Source organism: Bartonella mastomydis (assembly GCF_900185775.1).
Taxonomy (GTDB): domain Bacteria; phylum Pseudomonadota; class Alphaproteobacteria; order Rhizobiales; family Rhizobiaceae; genus Bartonella; species Bartonella elizabethae.
This window is the reverse complement of record NZ_LT883138.1, coordinates 142169-160006: the sequence shown is the minus strand read 5'-3', so window position 1 is coordinate 160006 and position 17838 is coordinate 142169. Positions and strand designations below refer to the sequence as shown.

The window sequence follows — 17838 nt, the reverse complement described above, 5'->3', positions numbered from 1 at the left end:
TTATAATATATCCTATGGCATTTTTTTGAATAATACTGTCAAATAAAAAGGAACTAAAATGTTTTCCAATGGTGAACGCGAAGCAAAAGTTCGTTATTCTAATAATGGATATGACATTGTGGAATATGGAACCTATACCATTTGTGCCGTTAGCGGACAAAAAATTCCTATAGATGATTTAAAATATTGGAATCATCACCGTCAGGAAGCATATGCGAGTTGTGAAATTTCCTATCACCGTGAACTTGAATGCAATCCATATCTCAAGAAATTGTTAAAAACAAAAGAAAAATAGACCCTCGAAAGCTATAAATTTAGCCTTTGCCTTTTCGGCGAAGAAAACTCTAGGGAACGTTTTTTAAAGCGGTTCATAACCTCCTCAAGGAGCATATGACAGAAATCTTTTTGAACAAAATCGACATCCACATCAAAAACAATAAGATTTTTCAAATCTTTTTGCGCATGAACTGTCTGTATACGGATATAATCTTTAGCCGTTGTCGCTAGCCATAAATTTTGCATTTGAGCTTTTTGTACAAGGCTTGTTAAATTTTTATCGGTAAAAAAATAGTGATCTGGATAGGTATAAGTTTGCACCACATGACCAGATAATTCTTTAATGGATTGAAAAAATTTATCTGGATTGCCAATCCCTGCAAATGCTAAAAATAATTTTCCTGCAACCTCATCAGAGGCACTTGCCTTAAGATGAGCACGATGCAAAGGTTTTCCCGTACGCGCAACAAGAAAAGCAACCTTATCACGCGCATCTTGGTGACCAATCAATAAAACGCTATCCATAAAAGAAAATTGCGTTTTTAATGGTACACGTAAAGGTCCTGCTGGAAAGACGGCTCCATTCCCAAAACCACGCATCGCATCCACAACAAGTAACGCATAATCCATATAAAGGCGGCGACTTTGAAAACCGTCATCCATTAAAATAAGATTACATCCCTCTTTTTTCAGCCGTTGTGCTGCCGCATAACGATTAGCCGATACAGCGACAAAAGCATGCTGTGCCAATAAAAGGGCTTCATCTCCAACATCATGGGCAGTGTCATATTTCTCATTTACGAGATGCACTCCTTTAATGGCTCCACCATAACCTCGTGATACAACACCAGGAATGAAACCAAGTTCTTTAGCCACTTTGGCAAAAGCGATAACAACCGGCGTTTTACCCGTACCACCGCATGTAAAATTTCCAATACATAAAACTGGAAGATCAATCATGGGAGGCTGCCTTGCCATAAAACGATGTGCAAAATAACCATATCCCCATGAAACTGGAGCTAATAAAAAACGCAAAAGACTTCTATTTTTCCACCAAAAACGGGGGGCATTAATACGCATATCCACCCTGACGCTGACGTAAACCTGTTTGTATGACAAGAGGTTGTAAAAATGGATCTAAAATCTTTAATGTGCGCTCAAGTGCACCTGTCATACCAGTTGCTACGTCATGAGCCTTATCAACCATTTCTTGTCGCAATGTTTCATTTGTTAAAAGCTTATACACTTCAATCGCAAGCTGTTTTGTATCTTGAATCATATATGCTGCATCACGCGTTAAAAATTGTTCGAACATCTCTTGAAAATTTGAAACATGAGGTCCCGTTAAAATAGCAGAATCCAGCAAAGCCAATTCCAATGGATTATGACCACCCTTTCCACATAACGACTTACCAACAAAAGAAACTTTCGATAAACGAAGAAAAAGTCCCATTTCTCCAATCGTATCTCCCCATAAAATGTCGGTATTTATATCTGGAATAGCATTTCTACTTCTCCGAATAAAACGCAAACTCTGATTGTCACATTTTTTGATAAGATCTTCTACACGTTCAGGATGACGAGGTACAATAATTGTCAATAAATCTGGCAAATAATTTTTAACAATCTTATGAACCTCAAAAGCAATCTCTTCTTCCCCTTCATGCGTTGAAATAGCGGCCCAAACTGGGCGGTTGCCGATAGCATGACGATAACGTGCAAGCAATGTTTGATCTTCAACCAAAAAAACATCCGCCTTGAGATTACCAGAAAATGTAACAGATTTTACGCCAAGTGTATGGTAATAAACGACATCTCTTTCGTTCTGACTAATCGCCAAATCAATATCCTCAAAAATATGTCTGGCAAGAACGCGCCGTTTCTGCCAAGCTTTAAAAGAACGTTCAGACATATGGGCATTAACCAGAATCTGCGGAATACGCATTTTAGCAAGCTCTTTAATACGCAGAGGCCAAATTTCCGATTCACAAACCAAAACGAGATCAGGCTTCCAATGATGAATAAAACGCCGCACAACAAAATCTAAGTCCAAAGGCGCATATTGATGAATCACCCGATTCCCAAAATGTTTTTTCACAAGAGAGGAAGAGGTCACTGTCCCCGTTGTCAATAAGACATTGATTTTTAATGATAAAATATGATTAATAAGTGGAACAAGCGTAAGTGTTTCTCCCACACTTGCTGCATGCAACCAAACTAACGAACCTTGAGGACGTAGAAGGGAGCTTTTACCTAAACGCTCTTTTTTGCGACACCACTCTTCTTTTCCACGGATAGCACGAAAAAACAAATAAAAAGGGATAACAGGATATAGGCAAAAGCCAATCATCCGATAGGTTAAAAGAGCCGCGTGTGCCTTTAATTCTACCATTTAACATCACCTCATCCAGCTGTTTTGAGATATTTATAGGCTTATTTTGTTAAAAAATTTATCAACACTATTGGTTTACATCCATATTTTTTTAAGGCTATCCGTATCTTGGATAGAAAACATCTTTCATAAAAAAATTAAAGATACAAAAAGAGAAAAGGAACATGATTTTATTCCCTTTTTCAAAAATTTTTCTATAAGAATAACATATATACAAAATGCAATAGAATAGACAGACCATTGACTATACAATGTCTTTTTTCCAGCTTTCTTTATTCTTTCATATGAAATAGGCACATTTATAGCCATATTTTTTCTCAGATTTAAAGGCATTTCAAACGTTAATAATACTCAAATTTTTTTATAAACGTGATAAGCTGTACATCGTTCTATTCCAATCACAATCATGTTACACTTACACTGTTTTGTAAATTCCATATTTGTCTTTGTACAATCAAGAAAAAATAGAGCAAAAATTTTCTCAATTTGAGAACAAAAAAATTCCAAGACAATACTGCTTATGTAAAAAACGATAACAAATGCGTGATATGCACCTTTGTAATTGTCATCTAAATCTATCTTATAAATAAAGGGATATACCTCATTTCTTTCACAATAAAAACTTGAGCAAACCACCTTGTTATCTTTAAATGCTATATTTTACCAAAGTCACTTAAATGTACCATCTCTTTTTTGAACTCTTTTATGCACTCTGACTTTAAATCTAGAAACTTAATCACACGATATTCGTATAATTAGGCAATATATTGATATATAATGATTTGCCATTGCGTAACTTGTCCCTCAATTACTTACAACCAAGTTATGTTGAAGCAATCAAAACCTTTTGCTCACGCACCACAGAGAGGGAGTATAGATAAAAAAATACTGAAAAAAGGAATAACCATACCCCTTATGCCTCATCTCAAGTGCGAAAGTTTATTCTAATATTTTGACAAAGTGTACAATGATGTAAGAAAAGCATTTTTGTTCATATTTAAGCATAAAAGATAGTGATACAATAAATGCGCAAACACCATTATGAAATGGATTTGACGCCTTGAGAAATATTTCCTTAAGGAAGCGTAAGAATTTACAACAATAATGGTATTTTATTCTACGACGTTCTGTTTTTCTTAAAAGATACGCCTCTGAGAGAGCGTGATAAACAAGCGTAAAACAGCGGATATAATGACCAAATATTCAAGCTTTATTCTGCATCGCCTGTTTCAGTATCAAGAAACTGATGCAAATCTACGATGTAATAACGTTGTAATGCATTATCGACACTGCTTTGTGCTTTTGCCTGCCATGCTTCTTTAGCAGATTGATAACTTGAAAAAATACCAACCACATCTAAATCATCAGGATTCTTAAATTGATTACTCTTAAGATTTTTTAATTCACCACCAAATACAAGGTGTAAATATTGTTTTTTTTCGTTGGTTTCGGTCATATGTGCCTCCATATCATCCAGATAATTTTAGCGTGTTTTTATGTGATTAAACTAACTTTGCCTGATGAACAATATCTATCATATCCTGACAGCAATTATTTTTACCAGCAATTAAAAGTCCATATTGATAAGGTTCAATTCCGTAAGATAATAAAGGGGCATCAAGCGATAAAAAACGTCCCCCACACTCCTGCAAAATAAGATCAGCGGCGGCAATATCCCATTCATGACAATTCGGGCGAACTAACACAATATCGATCTCGTCTTGAGCCACGAGAACAATACGATAAGCAAGAGAAGGAAGGTAACGATAAAGACTAAACCGATTGCGAAAATCATCGGGTAATTTTTGTGCGAGCGATTGATCAAGAGAAATTTTATATTTTCGATGAGCCTGAAAGGCTAAACGAGGAAGTTTTATCCCATTTAATGTTGCCCCTCCCCCTGTGACAGCTGCATAGACATCTCCTTGAGCCGGACATTGTAGAACGCCCACAATAGGACGACCATTCTCAATAATAGCAACCGAAATACACCAATAAGGACTGCCAGAAAGAAAACCTCGTGTTCCATCAATAGGATCAACCACAAAGGAGCGTTCATAACTTTGTTGTTCTCGATTATCTTTTGTTTCTTCTGAAATCCATCCATAATTTGGACGCGCCCCAAGAAGCTTCTCTTTCAAAAAATGATCAACAGCAAAGTCTGCCTCACTGACCGGTGAATTACCCTCTTTCATCCAAACATCCAACGTGCATCCAAAATACCGCATTGCTAAATCTCCTGCCTCTCGACAAACCTCACGCAAAAGATTTAAATCAGAAAAATGATGCGTATTATTTTCCTGCAAGTGTCATCCCTTCAATTAATAATGTTGGAGCCGCTGTACTATAACGCCGATCAATATCATTGGCAGGTGTTAAATGTGCTAACATATGAAGCAAATCAGAACCCAGCGTCACTTCACTCACCGGATAAGCAATTTCACCATTTTCAATCCAAAAACCAGAAGCACCCCGACTATACTGACCGGTAACAAAATCAATGCCATGGCCGAATAATTCTGTTACATAAAATCCACTTCCTAAATCTTTTATCATATCGCAAGGTGATACTAAACCCGGTTCAATAGCAAAATTTGTACTTGTCGGCTGCACCAATGACCCCGAACGCACACCGTGTCCATTTGTTTGAAGTCCTAATTCACGTGCTGTGGATGATGAAAGAAGCCAGTTTTTTAAAATACCATTTTCAATAATATTGAGTGTTCTCCCCTCTATCCCTTCTCCATCAAAAGGATGAGAAGCATTTCCCCGTAATCGCAAAGGCTGATCGGTCACCTTAACATTAGGCTTCATCACTGGCTTGCCTAAGAAGTCCTGTAAAAGACTCGTTTTGCGTGCTACAGATGCTCCATTGACCATAGAGGCGATATGCCCTGCAATTCCACGCGCTGTACGCGGACTAAAAATAACATCAACGCCTCCTGTTGCGGCACGAACGGCTCCTAAACGCCGAACAGCACCAAGCCCTGCATTCTTTCCCACAGTTTCTGCATCCTCTAAATCAGAAAAATGTAAAGCTGTTGTGTAATCATAATCCCGCTCCATCTGTGTCCCTTCCCCCGCAAGAGCACTGCAAGAACGTGAAAAGCAACTGGAGCGATAGGCGCCACAAAAACCATCGCTGGTCACCAGAATAAACCCACTACGACCATAAGCTGTTGCAGCGCCGCCAGAATTGCTTACGCCTTTAACATCAAGAGCTGCTGCTTCTGTTTTTAAAGCATCCTCTGTTAAAAAATGACTGCTGGGTACAAAATTATCAAAAAGATCAAGATCTTTAGGATTCTTAACCAAACACTCTTTATCTGCCAACCCCTCAAATAAACTATCGGGAGAAGCTTTAGCCATTGCAACAGCACGTTCTGCAAGTTCTTGCGGATAAGACGCTAAATTAGCAGAAACACTTGCTACTTTTTTTCCAACAAAAACCCTTAAAGTAAAATCATTGCTCTCGGCTGCTTCTGTCGATTCGACTTTCCCAAAACGAACAGATACACTGGTGGAATGTGCATGAATAATAACAGCATCAGCAGCATCCGCCCCAGAACGCCTTGCCGCTTCAACCAATGAAACCGCTTTCTCAATCTGGTTTTTGTCAGTCATTCATAGACTCCCTAAAATATTTTATTATTTACATTGATAAGTACTCTGACAAATTTATACCAATCAGAATATAACTCTTGTGTGTTCATTCATAAAATTATGCACGTCTTCTGCATTCTTTTTCTTTTAATGCATTAAATCACTTCCCTGTTAGCTTCTTTATGAAAAGAGGTAATATGTCGTAAAATCTCTTTAGTTTCAAGATTTCTCATGGGCCCTTATCATTTTAAAAGCGAAATCTGCAACTCACAACCAGATCAACAGAAAACCTCGTAAATCAATAGAAGACTTAGCAATAACACTTCAATTTAAGCCAAAATCTTCAAAAATTCAAAAAGCATAAAACAACCTAAACCCCACACCTTTTGTTCTCTGAAGTGTCAAATAACCTCCCTCATTCCTATAGCATCCTTTAATGTCTCCACAAGAATCAAGAAAATGTTTTATCTTTTTGGATATTGCTTTACTTCTATAAGCTCTCTCGTAATGAAATGACAATCTTGTAACCATAAATAGTGTAAAATACCATGACAATACTGGCTAAAGCTTCACAAGAGCAGAAAAGAGTTTCTACAATTTTCTTATTTTCAATGAAAAAATCATCTTATAAGTTTTTATATAAAAAATAAAATTTTTATGACTTTTGTAAGATCTTTAGAGAAAAATTAATTCCGTAAGATAATTTGACACGCTCTTAATAGCTAACTAAAAAACTCATTGGTTTGTGATATACTCATAACTGATTTCATCCTAACAAGGCTATAATTTCTGTATCTTTTTTTAAAGATCAACTTCTCTATGAAGACACATCAGAGAGCTTTATTTTCAGTAAGAGCACGTCTACTCATTTCAATCATTGCATCGCGAAGATGTAACTTAATTTTTGATCCAATAATCATTCCGAAGAAAGGAGAAAGTAAACCAGACATCGTTACGGTATGACGAATTTTGTTATTTAAAGAACCAGATTTGGTTGAACCAATATATTCATGATCAAAACTCATGCGTGTAAGAGGAAGTTTTGCATAATCAGAAAAACAAACATTTTTTATAACTTTATCAAGTGTAAAAGTTACTATTGGTCCTTTTTTAGGTTTCATGCGTCCTACAGCGCCTTCCTTGAAAGCACCAGAAAGTTCTACCCATTCAAGTTCATGATCCCAGCAAGGCCATGTTGCTACATCTTCCCACATAGACCAAATCTGCTCTGCACTTGCTTGTGTACTAATTTCTTCACTATGCGTCCATTTAAACATGATAAGCTCCCCTTTTTTACAAAATCCTATATCTTCAGTGACAACGAGTAATATATTAATTACTCTTAAAATTGTATAACGATAAGATATTTAATCTTCTCAAGCGTCTTTAATAGGTAATGATTAAGTCAACAAGCAATATTAATAAAATAAACACAAAAATGTTCAGTATAAATGAACATTATTGTCTCCCTTAAATAAAAATATCTGTTTTTTAAGTTCATACAATAACAAAGAGAGAATTTACGCACCATTTAAGATATCAATGTCGGCGACATAGCTTAAAGCTTTTCACCGTTGATAAAACATTGATGATGAAGGTATAATTGAAAAAAGGAGAAAAAAGATGTCACAATTGTTGTCGTGAAATATATCTCCTATTTAAAAAGAGATATTGATCGGTCGGTAGTAAAGTTCATAATACACGAAAGCTTTGATAATGCGTTTTGCTTTTAATGTCGCTGAAATTAACAAATCAGTCCATAACTTACAAAAATGAGCAGCAGCACATACTGCTAACTCAGGTACAATACTATTTACACCTCAAAGTAATTTAGATTTGGATAGAAGATTAAAAGGTATCTTTCTACATCATAAAGAGCATATATCATAAAAGGTTCGCTTTTTGAGCTATAAAAAAGCTCCCCAAAATAGAGGGATTAAGATAAAAAGCATAATGAAGTTAAAACGCATCAATTTCTTTAACATTAGAATCTTTTATTGATTTTCTGCTTCACCTTGAAAGAAACCATATAAAATAAAGGAAGCTGTAAAGAATTTTTTTCGTCCTACCGGATAAAAAAAAGAACTTTCTCAAGATGCAAGCAATCGTAATTTATAAAGACGTATTGCTGTCTCACCATAAAAACGCTCATCATCTAGATAAAAGACGTCAGGTAAATGAATGATTGTATCTTTCTTTTCTTCAAGTACGAAAAGTGTATCCGCTTTTGCCCACCCCCCTCGCAAAGCTTCTACAAAAGCCTGTTCACCTAAACAACGGCTATAGGGAGGATCAGCAAAAATAACATCAAATGGAAGCATTGTTCCAATCTTGCCAAGTTTTGTTGCATCACGACGCAAAATCCGTCCAATCGACTGTAATTCAAAGGCTTCGATATTTTTTTGAAGCAACCCACGCCCCTCAACCGAATTTTCAACAAAAACAGCAGCCTTTGCTCCACGTGAAAGTGCTTCAATGCCTAAAGCACCAGTACCAGCAAACAGATCAAGAATGCGTTTATTGGTCCAAAATTGTTCTTCACGGCTAGAAAGAATATTAAAAAGGCTTTCTCGCGTACGATCACTCGTTGGGCGAATCGACTGATCAACAGGCGAAAACAAAACACGCCCAGCAAACTTACCGCCGATAATCCGCACGTGGTCCTCCAAATCGCTTCGAAGTTTTTGCACCATCTCTATGTGGTTTAGATTTTTTCAGAGCACCACTAAACGATTTTACCTTGTTTTTTCTCTCAAAAGAACGTTCATCAGGACCACCTCTTATCATTTTCTCTTTATCCTTAGAAAAGTGATCTTTCTTACTAAATGCACGCGTCTCATCATAAGGTGTTTTGCCACGTTTTTGAACAAAACTTCCCCCTTTTTCTTTCTGAAAGTGATTGTCTTTTTGTTTTTTCTTGCCTTGATGAAAAGATTTTTTACCAGTCAAATCGCTCTTATGAGCCTGTGATTTCTCCTCATTATAGGAAAGCTTCCTCCTCGCACTCTGCGGACGTGCACCAGGAGCCATCCAAACATTCGCACGACGAGATCGCGGTAGAAAACGCTCTGCTTTTCCTTCCTCACTTTTCCCTTTATTCATATTCTCATGAGACTTTGTATCTAATCGTGTGCGACCATGCTCAATAGAACGATCTCTCGTGCTGCGCCGCATTGCTCTTTCACTTGAAAAGACCCAACCATCATTTGCAACAGAAACATCCTTCTGTCTTTGTTTTTCCGCAGCAACCGCAGAATTTGAAAAGTGTTTCAGAATAGGAGCATCAAAATCGGCATTGGCCTGCATAATCAAACGCTCTCCCAACTGATCTCGTAACATCCGACCTTTTAATTCTTGTACAGCTCCTTCTTCTAAATCGGAGAGATGAAATGGGCCATAAGAGACACGGATTAAACGATTAACGGATAATCCCAATGCCCCTAAAACATTCTTTATTTCACGATTTTTTCCTTCTCGCAAAGCAACAGAAAGCCATATGTTAGACCCTTGTTCCCGTTCAATTGAGGCTTCAATTGAACCATAGAAAATTCCATTAATCGCAATACCATTTTTAAGGTTATCGAGCGTGCTCTGCTTTACTTTTCCATGGGCTCGGACGCGATATTTGCGGACCCACCCCGTCACAGGAAGCTCTAATACCCGCGCTAAGCCACCATCATTGGTTAAAAGCAAAAGCCCTTCCGTGTTAATATCAAGTCTTCCAATAGAAAGAACGCGTGGCATTCCTTTTGGTAAATGACTAAATACTGTAGGTCTACCTTCCGGATCACGGTTCGTGGTAACAAGCCCTGCTGGCTTATGGTAAAGCCATAAACGCGTTCGTTCTATAGGAGGTAAAGGTTTACCATCAACTTTAATAACATCAGAGCGACTAACATTAAAAGCAGGTGTTGTCACAACTGTACCATTCACAGAAACACGACCTGCAACAATCATCATTTCCGCATCTCGACGCGAGGCAACGCCAGCACGCGCTAACCTTTTAGCAATCCGTTCACTCTCATTATTTTCATTCATTTGCGTTTCAAACCAATTTTTGCCAGTATGTTCAGAAAATTATTCACATGCACCATACCGCTTATCCTGAAAGACGAAGTAGCACAATCATTTATCATTTTCTATCCTTTAACAACAATAACGTATCCATTGACTTGCAAGTTTGTTTTAAACACTTAAAAAATGAAAGTATTTCTTTCATTATAAAAGCGTAATAAATGATTCATTCCATAGCATTCTTTATTGAGATAATCTTTAGATTCTCTATGCTGTCAGTAGAAAGAACATTATGACTTTGACACCCATGGAAATAGCCCTTTTGGAAGCACAGTGTGCTGCAAAAAAACATGAAGTTCCCGTAGGCGCTGTCATTACACGTGGAAAAACTATCATCGCACGTGCTGGGAACTTTATAAAATCTGCCTATGACCCTACAGGACACGCAGAAATGCGCGCAATCCGTATGGCTTGTGAAACATTGCAAAGCGAAAGGCTTCCTGATTGCGATCTTTACGTAACACTTGAGCCTTGTGCTATGTGTGCTGCTGCCATTTCATTTGCACGCATACGACGTCTGTATTATGCAACAAACGATCCCAAAGGGGGAGCTATAGAAAATGGCCCACGTTTCTATCAGCAACCCACTTGTCATCACAAACCTGAAATTTATTCTGGTTTTAAAGAAAAAGAAGCTGCTCAATTACTTAAAGATTTTTTTATCCAAAAGCGATGCTAAAAACAACTCTTTATCCATAACTTTCACTCTTTAGAAACTATTCTATTCCTTCAAAAAGATGATTAATCCTTCTGATATGGCGAAAGCTAATTTCCCTCTAACATTCCTTTAACACTGCAGAGTGCTTCTATTGGATTGATTCATTCATTTATGAGAATAATTCATTGTTTTATCTATAAAATATAAAGTCCAAAAAATCGTAGAATACGCTCATTTCAAATCTGTTTATGGTGAATCAATAAAAATCTCTTTCTCGCACATCACAAAGTGGAGTACCATCTAGATAAAAAACAATTTAGAAAAAACTAAAAATACCCTTTATGAAGACCCTTCACTGCAACGGACCTATCACAACATTAAAGGCTGGCAAATACAATAATGATAACAGCCTGCTCCTTCATAAGCATAAAGATGTCGGTACAACAATAGATTTCACGTTATATCCTCCAAACGAACGATGGTGTGAAATGGTTTTGAAAACCTTGAGAAATACTTCTTGTGAGGGAAACACTGCACCACTCTCTTGATGCTATCACCATATATTTCATGCTTCCCTGCTGCAAAGGGAAAGCTCTGCGCGGATGAAAACTTGATATTATAAGTAATAGAGAACACCTCACATACTTTAATATTTTTTCTCTAGCGAGTAATAGGAGCAGTCTTTGCCGGTTGGCGATAACTTAATGGTGGTTCCGTGAGATAGCGACGGTATTTTGGACTTCCAACTTGTGCTCTTTGACGACGTAAATATTCTTGTCGTTGTTTTGCATTCAACTGTGAAGGATTTTCTGAACTAACGCCATTAACTGAGGACCCTTTGTGAGGAAAAGGAGCATTTCCTTGATGCTGTTTTGATGCTGCTCCTTTATTGATAGATCTATCCTGTTGTGGCAGCGGCAAAAATCGGCGTGCGCTAGCACTTGGTATCACAAGTTCTGGGCGAGGCTTTATAACAATCTGACTGCTGTTATTTACTGGTGTTAATGAAGCAATATTAGCAACATCCTCAAAAAACTGTACCGAAACCGGTTTATTTGTCCCATAGGTAGGAGCAGATAAATTGCATCCCGTTAAAACAAAGCATATACCTAAAATTCCTGCTGGAAATATTTTTACTTCACGTTTTCTCACTGCTTATTCCATTTCCCAAGTATATGGCTTATTAATATTCCCGCTATTTATGAGAGAACGGTCCATACACAAATTTCCCCCCCTGCAGATAAAACAACGGAATTCACCATGTACCACAAAAAACGATATTCATCAATATGGGAAATCTCCTTGCATTTCTTTTCTTTAATCTAAAGTTTTAAATCTTGCCAAGAATTTTTAATTCTCGCAAAGCAGCTGCATCACGAGCAGAGACATCAGGATAAGCTGGATCACTCCCAACATCTTGTGTATAACGCCATGATCTGGCACATTTTTTCCCCAATGCCTTCTGTGAGTATACACCAACACCTTCAACATCATTCAAAGTAAAAGCATCTAAAGGCATTGTATCCTGCACAATTGTGAGAGCACTGGTAATACAGATCTCCGCCATATCCACATTTTCTAGTGCCCCTCGTAAAACCGGATTGGAAATAAAAACAATAGGAGCTGCTTCTAACGAAGATCCAATACGCTTATCAGCGCGTTCAAGTTCTAAAGCTCCTGTCACAACTTTACGGACCTGTCGAATTTTTTTCCAACGCTCAGCCAAAGATTGGTTTTTCCATTCTTCTGGTACAGAGCGAAATTGTTCTAAATGCACCGATTGGCTTTCTGGATAACGCTCTAACCAAGCTTCCTCCATCGTAAAAGGCAACATGGGAGCAAGCCATACCACCATTCGTTCAAAAATCTCACGAACAACCTGCAAAGAGGCCTTCCGTTTTTGTGATGAAGGCGCATCACAATAAAGAGAATCTTTGCGGATATCAAAATAAAATGCCGATAATTCAATGATTGAAAAATCTAACAATGCACGCATAATTTTTTTAAAATCAAATTCATCGTAAGCGTGATTAATCAATTGATCAAGTTCAAAAAGCCGATGTAATATAAATTTTTCAAGATCTGGCAGTGCGCTATAAGATATTTCTTCTCCTTCATCGTAGGCTAAAGTTCCAAGCATCCAACGAATTGCATTGCGTAATTTACGATATGAATCCACATTGGTTTGAAGGATTTTTTTGCCTAAACGCTGATCTTCCCAATAATCAGTTGTCATGACCCAGAGACGAAAAATATCAGCACCAGATGTTTTAATGATCTCTTGCGGAACAACCGTATTGCCTAAGGATTTAGACATTTTCTTACCATTCTCATCCAAAGTAAAACCGTGTGTGATCACTGTCTTATAGGGAGAACAAGCACGCGTACCACTGCTTTCCAAAAGAGAAGATTGGAACCATCCACGATGTTGATCTGAACCTTCAAAATAAACATCTGCAGGCCACTTTAAATCAGCCCGATCTTCTAATACAAAACTATGGCTTGCTCCAGAATCAAACCAAACATCCAAAATATCATAAACCTGCACCCAAGGCTCATGCGCACGATCACCTAAAAAACGTTCACGTGCTCCTTTAGCAAACCATGCATCTGCTCCTTCTGCTTCAAAAGCCTGTAAAATACGCTCGTTCACGCCTTCATCTTTCAAAACAACACCATCCTCATTGGCAAAAATACAAATAGGAACACCCCAAGAACGTTGACGAGAAAGAACCCAATCAGGACGATCTTCTATCATAGAAGCAAGGCGGTTTTGTCCAGAAGATGGCACAAAACGCACCTTTGAAATAGCTTCCAAAGCCCGACTGCGTAAAGTTGAACCATCTCCAAGGTCTTTATCCATTGAAATAAACCATTGTGGTGTATTGCGAAAAATAACTGGTTTTTTCGAACGCCAACTATGGGGATAGGAATGCTTTAAACGCCCCCGCGCAAACAAGCGATCTGCTTTAATTAAAGCGTTAATAACCTCTTTATTGGCATCACCCATTTTTCCATTATCATCAATAACACGAGCAGCCCCCCCTTCACGATCCGGTCCCAAACCCGGAACATCTTTCGTATAGAAACCCGCATCATCAACAGGAAACGGTATCGATGTATCAATCCCCGCTTGCTCCAATAACAGCTTATAATCATTCCAAATTTCAAAGTCCTCACGCCCATGGCTTGGTGCTGTATGGACAAAACCTGTCCCCGCACTCTCTGTCACATGGGCGCCCTCAAGCAATGGAATTTTATAATTATACGCTCCAGCCAAACCTTTGAGTGGATGAGAAAGAACAAGAGCTTTCAATTCGTCAGCAGAAACAGTACGTAAACGTTTCAAAACAAGTTTGGCTTTTTCTGCGCAACCCATAGCGAGAGCATCTGCAAAGAGAAGCTTTTCTCCCACTTGAGGACCAAAATCATTTTCAGCACTTTCAATTTCGTAAAGACCATAAGAAATCTGCGAAGAATAACTCACTGCGCGATTGCCCGGAATTGTCCATGGTGTTGTTGTCCAAATCACGACATAAGCACCATATAAATCATCAGAATTTGCTTCAAAAATAGGAAACTTAACCCAAATCACCTCTGATTCATGATCATGATATTCAATCTCTGCCTCTGCCAAAGCTGTACGCTCCACAACAGACCACATCACCGGCTTAGAACCACGATAAATCTGATCTGATATCGCAAATTTTATCAATTCACTCGCAATGCGTGCTTCTGCTTGAAAAGCCATTGTGGTGTAAGGCGCCTTAAAATCGCCTACGACACCAAGACGTTTAAATTCTTCACTTTGAACGGTTACCCAATGTTGTGCAAATTCACGACATTCTTGACGAAATTCATTAAGAGGAATCTCGTCCTTATTTTTTCCTTGTGCGCGATATTTTTCCTCAATTTTCCATTCAATTGGAAGCCCATGGCAATCCCAACCAGGAACATAATTTGCATTAAACCCCCGCATTTGAAATGAACGGACAACCACATCTTTTAGAACTTTATTTAAAGCATGCCCGATATGAATATGGCCATTTGCATAAGGTGGGCCGTCATGAAGAATATAAAATGGACGATCTTTTGCTTGTTGACGCAATTGCGCGTAAAGCCCTATATTTTCCCAATGCGCCATTAACTCAAGCTCTTTTTGCGGAAGCCCTGCACGCATGGGAAAATTTGTCTGTGGGAGATAAAGAGTTTTTGAATAATCTATTGTTTCATTTTTCACAGTCATTGTGAAATATTCCTGTCCACTTTTACGATTTCATTTTTGCATAACTTCCCTGAACTCTGCAACTCTGGTTTTTATCTATAGGGAAAGCCGAGCTTATCATTCGTATTAAGCAGCGATCAAGAAAATATTCATCACACTCTATGGGCTTTATCATGAAATTTGCAAAAAAAGAAACCAAAAAATGAGCTTAAAAAAATAAAGGCCCCACCGATAGTGGAGCCTCTTAGAAATTTACTCTTAAAACAGATTAGAATTTATAAGCTACACCAACACGGAAATCATTGGTTTTGTAGCTAACTTCAAGCTTTTCCTTTGCAAATTTCTTTTTACCAAAATCGGAGTAACGATATTCTGCACGCACAATGACATTATCCAGCACCGAGAAATCAACACCACCACCAAGGGTGTAACCAATCATGGTTTTAGTTTCATCGGTTAAGTTTCTAGAAGAAGCAACGCTTCCATCTTCACCCTTAACAGATATTGATACAGTGTCTTGGAACTGCCCATAAGCAATACCACCCGCAAGATAAGGCATAAAGCGATCAGCAGCAAAACCAATACGTACCCGTGTAGCACCACCCCAATTTTGCTTGAAAGTATGATTTACAGTTTCAACTTCATCCTCCTGATTAAGACCAAATTCAGAAGCCATCTTTTTCATTTGTTCTATACCATATACGCTGGTATTATCCTTATCCGCCACTTGTTGACTTTGTACTCCATGAGGACGGGAAACATGTGGATGAGTACCATGTGAACCATGTGGGTTAGCACCAGAGCCATGATGCCCACCTGGGTGAGACGCACCATGCGGATTAGCATTATTTGCACTACCATGGGAAGAACTATGATGAGCTCCGTTTTTCGCTCCACTTGCTCCATTGGAAGCACCTGTCCCTGAGTTAGATGATCCTGACCTCGCCAGTACAAGTGGCCCAGCTGGCACTGTTCTTTCTGCTGCTGATGGTTGCGCAGATGCAGACTTTGCTGTGGGTGCGGATGCTGATAATGGTTGTGCAGATGCAGGTTTTGCGGATGCAGGTGTACCTGCTCCTGCTCTGGCGGCAGGTGTTCCTGCTCCAGCTGCTCCGGCGGCAGGTGTTCCTGCTCCTGCTCTAGCGGCAGGTGTTCCTGCTCCAGCTGCTCCGGCGGCAGGTGTTCCTGCTCCAGCTGCTCCGGCGGCAGATGTTCCTGCTCCTGCTCCGGCTGCGGGTGTTCCTGCTCCTGCTCCGGCTGCGGGTGTTCCTGCTCCTGCTCCGGCTGCAGGTGTTCCTGCTCCTGCTCCGACTGCAGGTGTTCCTGCTCCTGCTCCGACTGCAGGTGTTCCTGCTCCTGCTCCGACTGCAGGTGTTCCTGCTCCTGCTCCGACTGCAGGTGTTCCTGCTCCTGCTCCGACTGCAGGTGTTCCTGCTCCGGCTGCAGGTGTTCCCGCTCCAGTTGCTCCGGCTGCAGGTGTTCCCGCTCCCGCTCCGGTTGCAGGTGTTCCTAGCGCAGGTTTTGTTGTTGCTGGATCTGATGCAGCAGGTGCTTTTGGTGCAGATTGTTCTGAAGCAGCTCTTTGTGTTGATGATCCTGTTGTTAGTGTTTGTGCATTTTCTGCTGATCTGCGGGATCTTCCCACTGCATTTTCTACTGTAACGTTATCAGATGAACCTATAGTAATTGTCTTTGTGTGCTTTTTTCCAGACAGCGTTAAATCCGTATCGACACCAAAAATAAAGCTATCACCGAGATCAATATTAGACCCTCCATAAAAACCACCAGCAAAACCTGAAAGTTTAGGAGAGAACTCTTTATCCAGCGGAAAACTCTTTTCTTGACCGATAAGAGCCATATCAGCCTTGCTCGAAAAGCCACCAGCTTGGATACCTAAATAAAGCCCCGTCCATGAAAAAGCGGGCGCAACAATGGCAGAAGAAGGAGTCGATGGTGCTGTCTGATGAGGAATCAGTACATCAGCAGCTAGCGCTGTGGACGCTGAAATTAAAGAAAAAATAGACGCTGTTATTAAACGTTTTGTATTCATAAAATCTCTCCAAATATCCAAAATGAAATGTATATAGAGCATCTTTTTTGAAAGATCTGTAGCAAAAATGACACACTCACAAAAAAATAAAGAAATTATGAAAATAAGGCTTCTTAATTATTTAATTTTTCATCCAATGAAAATTTACCAACTAAACCATACTAAAATTATGTGTCTTAAAGTTGGATTCATTTTCCCTAAACTTTCACATAACTGTTAATGATTATATTTTTTTGTAAATTTCTTTTACCGAAATCTCAGTAACGATATTCTGTACACAACAGAATATTGCTTACCATTAGGAAATCAATGTCAGCGCAAATAATAAAACCCAATCATTGGCTTTTCTACCCAAGTATCATCAAAGTTTCATCTATTTACTAACATGGCCTATTTTTGATATTTTATTTGTATCTTAAATTACGAAAAACAAAAACACAAAAAAGGTGTCTGACTTTTTATGCTTGACGGTGCTATAGAAAATACTGGAATAACTGGCATCAAGAGCCCCTCTGCAAGCTTAACACCTGCTATCCAATAGGCAAACTGTTCATTCATAA

Annotated in this window: 13 protein-coding genes; 2 read left to right on the top strand and 11 right to left on the bottom strand. The window is 38.8% G+C overall.

The window, feature by feature from the left end:
- The first annotated feature begins 58 nt into the window (after positions 1-58).
- Entirely contained in the window at positions 59-295 is a 237-nt protein-coding gene (locus tag FJG96_RS03895) for a DUF2093 domain-containing protein (RefSeq protein WP_139412829.1), read from the top strand.
- An 11-nt stretch (positions 296-306) separates the two neighbouring features.
- Here FJG96_RS03895 and lpxK read toward each other — a convergent pair whose 3' ends face one another.
- The 8 genes from lpxK to FJG96_RS03855 all read right to left on the bottom strand — a co-directional run bounded on the left by lpxK (position 307) and on the right by FJG96_RS03855 (position 10309).
- Positions 307-1356 carry a tetraacyldisaccharide 4'-kinase gene (gene lpxK, locus FJG96_RS03890; RefSeq protein ID WP_139412828.1) on the bottom strand — a complete coding sequence of 350 codons (1050 nt, stop codon included), beginning with the start codon at positions 1354-1356 and terminating at the stop codon, positions 307-309.
- On the bottom strand, positions 1346-2668 hold the full coding sequence (gene waaA / locus FJG96_RS03885) for a lipid IV(A) 3-deoxy-D-manno-octulosonic acid transferase (protein ID WP_139412827.1): 1323 nt from the start codon (positions 2666-2668) through the stop codon (positions 1346-1348). Before waaA ends, lpxK begins: the two co-directional genes overlap by 11 nt.
- Before the next feature lie 1210 nt (positions 2669-3878).
- Positions 3879-4124, bottom strand: coding sequence for a DUF4170 domain-containing protein (locus FJG96_RS03880; protein ID WP_005774085.1), 246 nt, complete (start codon positions 4122-4124; stop codon positions 3879-3881).
- Between the two features lie 46 nt (positions 4125-4170).
- Positions 4171-4974 carry a 3'(2'),5'-bisphosphate nucleotidase CysQ gene (locus FJG96_RS03875; RefSeq protein ID WP_139412826.1) on the bottom strand — a complete coding sequence of 268 codons (804 nt, stop codon included), beginning with the start codon at positions 4972-4974 and terminating at the stop codon, positions 4171-4173.
- Entirely contained in the window at positions 4961-6292 is a 1332-nt protein-coding gene (locus FJG96_RS03870) for a TldD/PmbA family protein (protein ID WP_005774088.1), read from the bottom strand. The genes FJG96_RS03875 and FJG96_RS03870 overlap by 14 nt, the downstream gene beginning before the upstream one ends.
- Before the next feature lie 809 nt (positions 6293-7101).
- On the bottom strand, positions 7102-7548 hold the full coding sequence (locus FJG96_RS03865; protein WP_139412825.1) for an SRPBCC family protein: 447 nt from the start codon (positions 7546-7548) through the stop codon (positions 7102-7104).
- An 813-nt stretch (positions 7549-8361) separates the two neighbouring features.
- Complete coding sequence (gene rsmD / locus FJG96_RS03860) at positions 8362-8928, bottom strand: 16S rRNA (guanine(966)-N(2))-methyltransferase RsmD (protein ID WP_005774090.1); 567 nt, start codon at positions 8926-8928, stop codon at positions 8362-8364.
- On the bottom strand, positions 8909-10309 hold the full coding sequence (locus FJG96_RS03855) for a pseudouridine synthase (RefSeq protein ID WP_139412824.1): 1401 nt from the start codon (positions 10307-10309) through the stop codon (positions 8909-8911). Before FJG96_RS03855 ends, rsmD begins: the two co-directional genes overlap by 20 nt.
- 268 nt (positions 10310-10577) lie before the next feature.
- Here FJG96_RS03855 and FJG96_RS03850 point away from each other — a divergent pair, with 268 nt between their 5' ends.
- The gene (locus FJG96_RS03850) at positions 10578-11024 is read left to right on the top strand and encodes a nucleoside deaminase (protein ID WP_139412823.1); all 447 of its coding nucleotides are present in this window, start codon (positions 10578-10580) and stop codon (positions 11022-11024) included.
- A gap of 639 nt (positions 11025-11663) precedes the next feature.
- On the opposite strand, the gene FJG96_RS03840 is transcribed toward FJG96_RS03850, so the two are convergent.
- The 3 genes from FJG96_RS03840 to FJG96_RS03830 all read right to left on the bottom strand — a co-directional run bounded on the left by FJG96_RS03840 (position 11664) and on the right by FJG96_RS03830 (position 17278).
- Complete coding sequence (locus FJG96_RS03840; protein ID WP_139412821.1) at positions 11664-12155, bottom strand: hypothetical protein; 492 nt, start codon at positions 12153-12155, stop codon at positions 11664-11666.
- A gap of 178 nt (positions 12156-12333) precedes the next feature.
- Positions 12334-15249: an isoleucine--tRNA ligase gene (gene ileS, locus FJG96_RS03835; protein WP_139412820.1), complete on the bottom strand. Its 2916-nt coding sequence runs from the start codon at positions 15247-15249 to the stop codon at positions 12334-12336.
- Between the two features lie 247 nt (positions 15250-15496).
- Positions 15497-17278, bottom strand: a complete 1782-nt coding sequence (locus FJG96_RS03830; RefSeq protein WP_139412819.1) for an outer membrane protein — start codon at positions 17276-17278, stop codon at positions 15497-15499.
- Positions 17279-17838: the final 560 nt, after the last annotated feature.